At 61.2% G+C, this 7,020-nt stretch carries 7 protein-coding genes; 2 read left to right on the top strand and 5 right to left on the bottom strand.

The window, feature by feature from the left end:
- The first annotated feature begins 459 nt into the window (after nucleotides 1–459).
- Nucleotides 460–1,083 (top strand): helix-turn-helix transcriptional regulator, encoded by a 624-nt coding sequence (locus AAFM29_RS15455; protein ID WP_341713677.1) that lies wholly within the window; start codon nucleotides 460–462, stop codon nucleotides 1,081–1,083.
- A complete protein-coding gene (locus AAFM29_RS15450; protein WP_341713676.1) occupies nucleotides 1,080–2,294 on the top strand; it encodes a type II toxin-antitoxin system HipA family toxin in 1,215 nt (404 codons plus the stop codon). Before AAFM29_RS15455 ends, AAFM29_RS15450 begins: the two co-directional genes overlap by 4 nt.
- Before the next feature lie 156 nt (nucleotides 2,295–2,450).
- Here the strand turns inward: AAFM29_RS15450 and AAFM29_RS15445 are convergent, their stop codons facing one another.
- The 5 genes from AAFM29_RS15445 to AAFM29_RS15425 all read right to left on the bottom strand — a co-directional run.
- Nucleotides 2,451–3,371 (bottom strand): HEPN domain-containing protein, encoded by a 921-nt coding sequence (locus AAFM29_RS15445; protein WP_341713675.1) that lies wholly within the window; start codon nucleotides 3,369–3,371, stop codon nucleotides 2,451–2,453.
- Between the two features lie 113 nt (nucleotides 3,372–3,484).
- Nucleotides 3,485–3,913 carry a CopG family transcriptional regulator gene (locus tag AAFM29_RS15440; RefSeq protein ID WP_341713674.1) on the bottom strand — a complete coding sequence of 143 codons (429 nt, stop codon included), beginning with the start codon at nucleotides 3,911–3,913 and terminating at the stop codon, nucleotides 3,485–3,487.
- On the bottom strand, nucleotides 3,910–5,901 hold the full coding sequence (locus AAFM29_RS15435; RefSeq protein WP_341713673.1) for a conjugal transfer protein TraG: 1,992 nt from the start codon (nucleotides 5,899–5,901) through the stop codon (nucleotides 3,910–3,912). The genes AAFM29_RS15440 and AAFM29_RS15435 overlap by 4 nt, the downstream gene beginning before the upstream one ends.
- Nucleotides 5,902–6,002: 101 nt before the next feature.
- Nucleotides 6,003–6,704 carry an RES family NAD+ phosphorylase gene (locus AAFM29_RS15430; RefSeq protein WP_341713672.1) on the bottom strand — a complete coding sequence of 234 codons (702 nt, stop codon included), beginning with the start codon at nucleotides 6,702–6,704 and terminating at the stop codon, nucleotides 6,003–6,005.
- On the bottom strand, nucleotides 6,691–7,020 hold a 330-nt coding region (locus AAFM29_RS15425; protein ID WP_341713671.1), incomplete at its 5' end, for an antitoxin Xre-like helix-turn-helix domain-containing protein. The genes AAFM29_RS15430 and AAFM29_RS15425, both read right to left, overlap by 14 nt.

Genomic DNA, 7,020 nt, shown 5'->3' with positions numbered 1-7,020 from the left:
TCCTGTTCAATCCGCCCTCCCCCGTTTCCTCTGCGGGACCATAATCCAGCACACTACGTCGGCGACTGCCTGAAACCTTGTCTTCGCCCCCAAAGCCGATCAGCGCCTCTCTGCATCCTCGGTCGTGATGTCTTGGCTTGGCCCAGAGATGCTCTCTATGTCAGCTCTTAGGTTTTCGCAGCGGCCATTGGAACGGCCGGGTTGAAGGCGCATTGCCGCCATTGGCGTTACTGACTGATCCTCAGAAATCTCTGTCATCTGAAGGACCGGGAAGGAGCGGAAAAGGTTCTGTGAAGTGAGGACTGCTCGCGCTCCATGCGCGGCAATCTCTGCCTATGATATGCAACGACGTATAGCAAATCAGTTATATATGCTTCTACATATTCTTGTTGCCTTTCTCAAAATCATTGTATATGCTAAAACATATAGAAACCTAACAACATAAGTAGAAACATATTTATGAGCACGGCAATCGAAGACATCGCCGCAAGCATCAAAGCGGCTCGGATAACAAAAGGCTTTACCCAGAAACAGCTGGGTGAACGGGTAGGCTTGCCCCAAAGCCATATCTCCAAAATCGAAGGCGGGAGTGTAGACCTACAGATTTCCAGTCTTGTCGAAATAGCGCGCGCGCTCGACCTCGAGCTGAAGCTTGTGCCTCGAAGGACCCTACCGGCGATCGAAGGCATAGTTCGCTCACAGCGCGAAAGAAGCGACACAAGTCGAGCGCTCGCAACGATTGCCGAAACCAACCGGTTCGCTGAGCGAATACGGGAGAGCTATCCGAGCGTCAAAGAAGTGAATAAGCTTCAAAGCGCACTTAAAAATATCCAGGCCGTTAATTTCAGTCCCGAAACGCTCAAAGCCATCCAGCAGGCATTGCAGCCCGTCGCTCATCTGAAAAAGCATCTTCAGGACCTCGGCTGGGCGCTTGAGCAGCAGGAGGGAACGAAGAAACTCGCCCAACAGATCGCAGCAACCACACGTGCCCTCCAGCACATCAGAAACTTGCAGGTTCACGCAATGGATCAAGATAGTGCCGCTAGACTGCCTGCTTATCGGCTTGAGGATGACGCCACATGATCGACACAGCGGCTCTCGATATCTTTCTGGGTGAGACGCGCGTTGGAACGATTGCGCGCCTCGATGGAGATGCGAGCATCTTCACATTCGACGAAGCCTACCTTGCCGACCAGGATCGGCCAACGCTGTCGCTCGCCTACAAGGACGCGAATGGCGAAATCATTGCGGAGACACGCAGCTATCGAACGAAGATCGAGCCGTTCTTCTCCAACCTCCTTCCCGAAGGCACGCTTCGCGACTACCTGGCCCGCCGCGCGGGCGTGAAAGCCGTGCGCGAGTACCACCTTCTCGCACAGCTCGGGCACGATCTTCCCGGCGCAGTGCGCGCCATCGCCGTCGATGCCGAGGAAACGGAGGCCGACGAGCCCGATGAAGAAGCAGTGGAGAAGCAGGCGGAGCGCGCGCTGCGCTTTTCACTTGCCGGCGTGCAACTCAAATTCTCGGCGATCAAAGCCCAGGGCAAGAATGGCGGGCTGACGATCCCGGTCACAGGCAGCGGCGGCGACTGGATCGTCAAGCTGCCCTCTGCGAGACATCCGGACGTGCCCGAGGCTGAATTCTCAGCGATGAAACTTGCGGCAAAGATCGGGATCGACGTACCTGAAATCGACCTTGTACCTCTCGATCAGATTGATGGCATACCCGAAGGGATCACCCGCTACGGAAAATCCGCATTTGCCATCCGGCGCTTCGACCGAGGGGAAGAGGGACCAGTGCACACCGAAGATTTCGCCCAAGTGTTCGGTGTCTTCGCAGACGATAAATACGAGAATGCGAGTTACCGCCAGCTCCTCAGTGTGCTGGCGATCGAGACCGACGAGCAAAGCGTGGTCGAATTCGTCCGCCGGCTCACCTACTCGGTGCTGATCGGTAATGGCGACATGCACCTCAAGAACTGGTCGTTGATCTATCCGGACAGGCGCAACGCTCTGCTTGCACCTGCCTATGACCTGCTTTCGACGCTCGCCTATATCCCAGGCGACGATGCTGCGCTCAAATTCGATCGCTCGCGCGAGTGGTCGTCCTACACCTATGATGAACTCGAGGCGATCGCCGACAAGGCAAGGCTGCCTACCAAGCTGATCACCGCGACAGCGCAGGATGTCGTTGCACGGTTCGACGACGCCTGGAGCAGCGAAAGGGAGCACCTGCCCTTCCCCGATGATGTGCGAAGCGCGATTGATACGCATCGCAAAACTCTTGCGATCTGAGAGCGGTTCCGAAATGAGGCCGTTCGCACGCAAGCACCACCCGGATCAACTACCGGGCCCAAGCTTATGGCAGCTTTCAGGCTGGGAACTAGGCGCTTCCCATGTCTGAAAAGGAACGCAAGGCGGACAAAATAGCGCAGCCGAAAATGCTGGCAGCTACTGGACCTCGGCGCTTAGCGTTGCGAGCCGCTCCGAACACACTTCGTGGACCACACGCCCGAGTTCCTCGACCTGCTCACCGAGCCATTCGAGCTCTTCCTTTGTGATGCGGTAGTGCTTCGAATAGCGCGCCTTGACGTAGGCTTCCTTGAGTTTCTCGAAGCGCGCGCGATCGCGCTTGGTCTCGCGCGGCCAGACATAGGTCAGCCGTCGATCGATGCGCTCGGCTTGGGTGCGCAGGAAGCCGAGGTTGTGGACGTGCGGGGTGTAGAAGGTGCAGACCAACAGTACGCAGTGATAGAGGCTCTCCGCGGCCTGATGCATTAAGAAGGCGGCACGCTTGTATCGGCCCTTGTCCATCAAATGGGTGGCGCCGTCGACAAAATCGGTTGCACCCGGCATCCACTCGTCAAAATACTCCTGCGCCATGGTGAGCGCCTGCTTGGGCGTCTTGGGCTTGGGCGTGTGGAGCGGGGTGTCGTCCGACTGGTAGAGCGCGATCCCGTCCTTTGCGACATCCATGAAGAAGTAGCGGCCATGGGCGAGCCCATCGTTCACTTCCTGCAAGGTATGCACGATGAAGTTGACCGGGGTCCTGAGCGTTCCGGTAACTCCATACTCGCGCATCAACCGGTCATCGAGCTTGGCCCAATATTTGACCCTGTCAGTGAGCCGCTTGTCGTTGACGATGATGAGCAGGTCGTAATCGGACTGATAGCCCTTGGCGGTATGCGGCTCGTCGATCCAGGTCCCTCGGGCATAGCTGCCGTAAAGGATCACCTTGAGGATGCGTCCGGCCTTCTTCCATTCGTGCTTCGAGAGCGCGAAGGCATCGCCGAACTCCTCGAATACCAGCTGCACCACGCGTTCGAGCTCGCGCTGCTTGGGCGGGGGCAGGTGATCGAGATCGGTGCGCATCCGGGGAACCTAGCAAGCATGACAATGACTTGCACCTCTTCTCTCACCGAGTTTGCACCGACTTGGGCCATTCTCTTGCCGGAGACTTAACCGCCAGGCCAGGCGCCTCGATCCTAGCTTGCTCCGTCCTCGCCAGGCTCTCGTCGCAATTCGTCGGACAGGCGACGCTCTGCCTCCATGCGGCGAGCCAATGCCTCGACGAAGTGACCGAACCGCTTACGCGCATCGGCATCCACGGCGGTCGTTGCCTCACCCGGCAAGTCAGGCGTCACCGCCAACCAGCGCCGAAGATAAAGAGCGAAGGCCTCGTTCCCGACCTCGATATGATAATCGAGCTTGTCGAGCTGGCGGGACATCCGGTCGAGGCGGCGGCTGAAGGCGGCCTCGAGCCGCTCCGACCCGTCGGGCGAGAGAAAGGATGCGAGCGCTGCCTCGACCACGGAAGCCTGGGAGACGCGCTTGCGGCAGGCATAGTCGGCAAGCTGCCGCGACAGTGCCGGCAGCAGGCGAAAGGTGTGCCTGGTGCGGTTCCCCCGGCTCAAAGGTCAATCCCGTCATCGGTGTCGAGCACGGCCTGTCGGGCATTGGCACCCATGCGTGCTACGATCCTCCGGTTCCTGCTCGCCTCCCCGCCGTCGCTGTAATCGTCGAATTCGAACTCATTGCGCGCCGGTTCGGGAGATTCCCGATTGTTACCACGATCGGGCAATTCGGGCTCGAGCCGTGCACCGCCCTCGACCTCCCCCACCCCCGCTGGCCATATCGGTTGCACTGCAGCCATCCCTTGAACAGGGGGAGTTGCGACGATGCAGCCGTCCCACACATTCGGCCGGCTCTGCACCATATCCGCCCGACCCGGCGGCGGCGGCGCAATCCGCTTCCTGAGCCGCGGATCGGCAAAATAGCGTGCCTTCTTCGCACGGATCGGGTGGCAGCCGGCCAGCATCACGATTTCGTCGGAAGGGGGCAGCTGCATGATCTCGCCCTGGGTGAGCAGGGAACGCGCGGTCTCCGAGCGCGAGACCATGAGATGGCCCAGCCAGGGCGACAGGCGATGTCCGGCGTAGTTCTTCATCGCCCGCAATTCGGTCGCGGTTCCCAGCGATTCCGAGATCCGTTTTGCGGTCCGCTCGTCATTGGTCGCGAAGCAGACGCGGACATGGCAATTGTCGAGGATCGCATTGTTCTGGCCATAGGCTTTTTCGATCTGGTTCAGCGACTGCGCAATGAGGAATGCCTTGATCCCGTAGCCCGCCATGAAAGCGAGCGCGCTCTCGAAGAAGTCGAGGCGCCCGAGCGCGGGAAACTCGTCGAGCATCAGCAGCAGTCGCGACCTCTCCGTCCCGGTGGCCAGGTCTTCGGTCAGTCGCCGTCCCAGCTGGTTGAGGATCAGGCGGATCAGCGGCTTGGTACGGCTGATGTCGGAAGGGGGTATCACAAGATAGAGCGTCACCGGCCGGCCTGCCTCGACAAGATCGGCAATTCGCCAGTCGCATCGACGCGTGACCCTGGCGACCACGGGATCGCGGTAAAGGCCCAGGAATGACATGGCGGTCGAGAGGACTCCCGAGCGCTCGTTGCCGGATTTGTTGAGCAGCTCGCGCGCTGCGCTCGCGACCACGGGATGGACGCCCTCTCCACCCAGGTGCGGGGTCTGCATCATCGTAGCGAGCGTCGCTTCGATCGAGCGTCTGGGATCGGACAGAAACGAGGCCACTCCGGCGAGCGTCTTGTCGGGTTCGGCATAGAGCACATGGAGAATGGCCCCGACCAGCAGCGAGTGGCTGGTCTTCTCCCAATGGTTGCGGCGCTCGAGCGAACCTTCGGGATCGACCAGCACGTCGGCAATATTCTGGACGTCGCGCACCTCATTGGCGCCGCGCCGTACCTCCAGCAACGGATTATAGGCGGCGGAGGCCTCATTGGTTGGATCGAACAGGAGGATGCGGCTGAAGCGCGAGCGAAAACCGGCGGTCAGCCCCCAGTTTTCGCCCTTGATGTCATGGACGATCGCCGAGTGGGGCCAGGTCAACAGTGTGGGTATGACCAGTCCTACCCCCTTGCCGCTGCGGGTCGGTGCAAAGCAAAGCACATGCTCGGGCCCGTCATGACGAAGGTAGCGACCGGAGTAACGACCGATCACGACACCCTGCGCGCCAAGCAGGCCGGCTCCGGCAATTTCCGATCGCGCGGCCCAGCGTGCCGAACCATAGGTCGCGCTGGTCCTGGCTTCGCGCGCACGCCATACCGACATGGCGATCGCCACTGCGACGGCGAGAAGGCTCCCCGATGCCGCGATCAGTCCGCCGGTCTCGAAGATGCGCGGCGCATAGGCTTCGTAGCTGAACCACCACCAGAAAATGGCATAGGGCGGATAGACCTTGTGGCCGAGTACGTCGAACCAGGCTGTGCCAAGCCCGGGCTGGTAGGCAAGCGAAGCGGCGGTCCATTGGGTGGCGGACCAGATACCGGCGAGAGCAAGGGCAAGGACGGCCAGGACCTGGCCCCACACGATCCTGGTTGCCGACAAGGGGTTCTCCTTTCGCAACAGGATTGAAGGGCGTCGCTCACGGCTATTGCAAGCACGTCCCGCCCGCGGTCGCGCTGCGGCGAAGGAAAGGCGGCCGACGGCTAGAGAGCCTCGACCGTAAACTCCCGCGTACCCGACCAGGTCAGGCGGTACATGTCGCCCTGCACTACCGATTGCACCGCATTGGGCCATAGCGCGGCGATGCAGGTCCCGCCGCGGTGGCGAACCGAGGGGTAGATGATCCCGTTGTGCCCCGCGCCGCGCACAAGGGCCGCGAGCGCGTTCCCGGCGGGATAGCCCCGGGAAGCATCCGGATCGAGACTGGCGTGATCGGGCATGGCTCGCAGGTCGACGAACAACCCAGCCATGCTGGCGATCATTTCGCCATATTCGACCACGGCGTTGTAATCGCCCGCATCGTCCAGCGCCCTGGTCAGGTGGTGACCGGCTTCGGCAATACAGGTCTCGACCGCCAGCGCGGCGTACCAGGCGCCGCGGTTCGCGGGGTTGAAGCGATTGGGTTCCCGCGGCCTGGCATAGGCGAAACTTGCGTTGATGAAATGTGCGTGAGGCACGCCGTGAACCAGCTCGTCCGCCGCCAGCCCGCCAAGCCCCCGTTCCTCGGCGATCAGCCGTCCGCTGGTCACGCCTTCGATTTCTGCGATCAAGGCCAGCTCATGGCTGTCGTCGGCAAGCGGCGCCATGGCGGCCTCGCGCAGCCTCGCGCTCGAAACGAGCCTTACCGTCCTCTCGAATGCTTCGCGGATCAGAGGCGGGCCGGCCCGCCCCTCAGAGCCCGCCACGAAGCGCGTCGATATATTGCCGGGTCTCGAGCATGCGCGGAATGCCGCCCGCGATCATCGACTGCACCGGGGACAGCCGATCGAATATCGCGGCCCTGTTCGCAAGCTTGGGCCAACGGTCGGCCATGTCGTCGGCGAAGAGCAAATGCAGGCCCTTGAACAAGCCAATCAGCGCCGAAGCACGGGTCAGCTGATCCTGGCTGAGCGTACCTTCCCAACTTCCGGCCTTCATCCGGTCCCAGGTGCTTTCCGAGACACCGAGCAGCGCAGCGCCCTCGGCATTGCTGCCGCCCCAGGCGTCGACAAGCCGCAATAC

Source organism: Erythrobacter sp., from assembly GCF_038133525.1.
Lineage (GTDB): Bacteria > Pseudomonadota > Alphaproteobacteria > Sphingomonadales > Sphingomonadaceae > Qipengyuania.
The sequence above is the reverse complement of the archived record's forward strand: the minus strand, read 5'-3'. Positions and strand labels throughout refer to the sequence as shown.

Coding starts and splice junctions, on each gene's coding strand:
- AAFM29_RS15450 (WP_341713676.1), top strand. CDS start 1,080: ATGATCGACACAGCGGCTCTCGATATCTTTCTGGGTGAGACGCGCGTT.
- AAFM29_RS15455 (WP_341713677.1), top strand. CDS start 460: ATGAGCACGGCAATCGAAGACATCGCCGCAAGCATCAAAGCGGCTCGG.
- AAFM29_RS15445 (WP_341713675.1), bottom strand. CDS start 3,371: ATGCGCACCGATCTCGATCACCTGCCCCCGCCCAAGCAGCGCGAGCTC.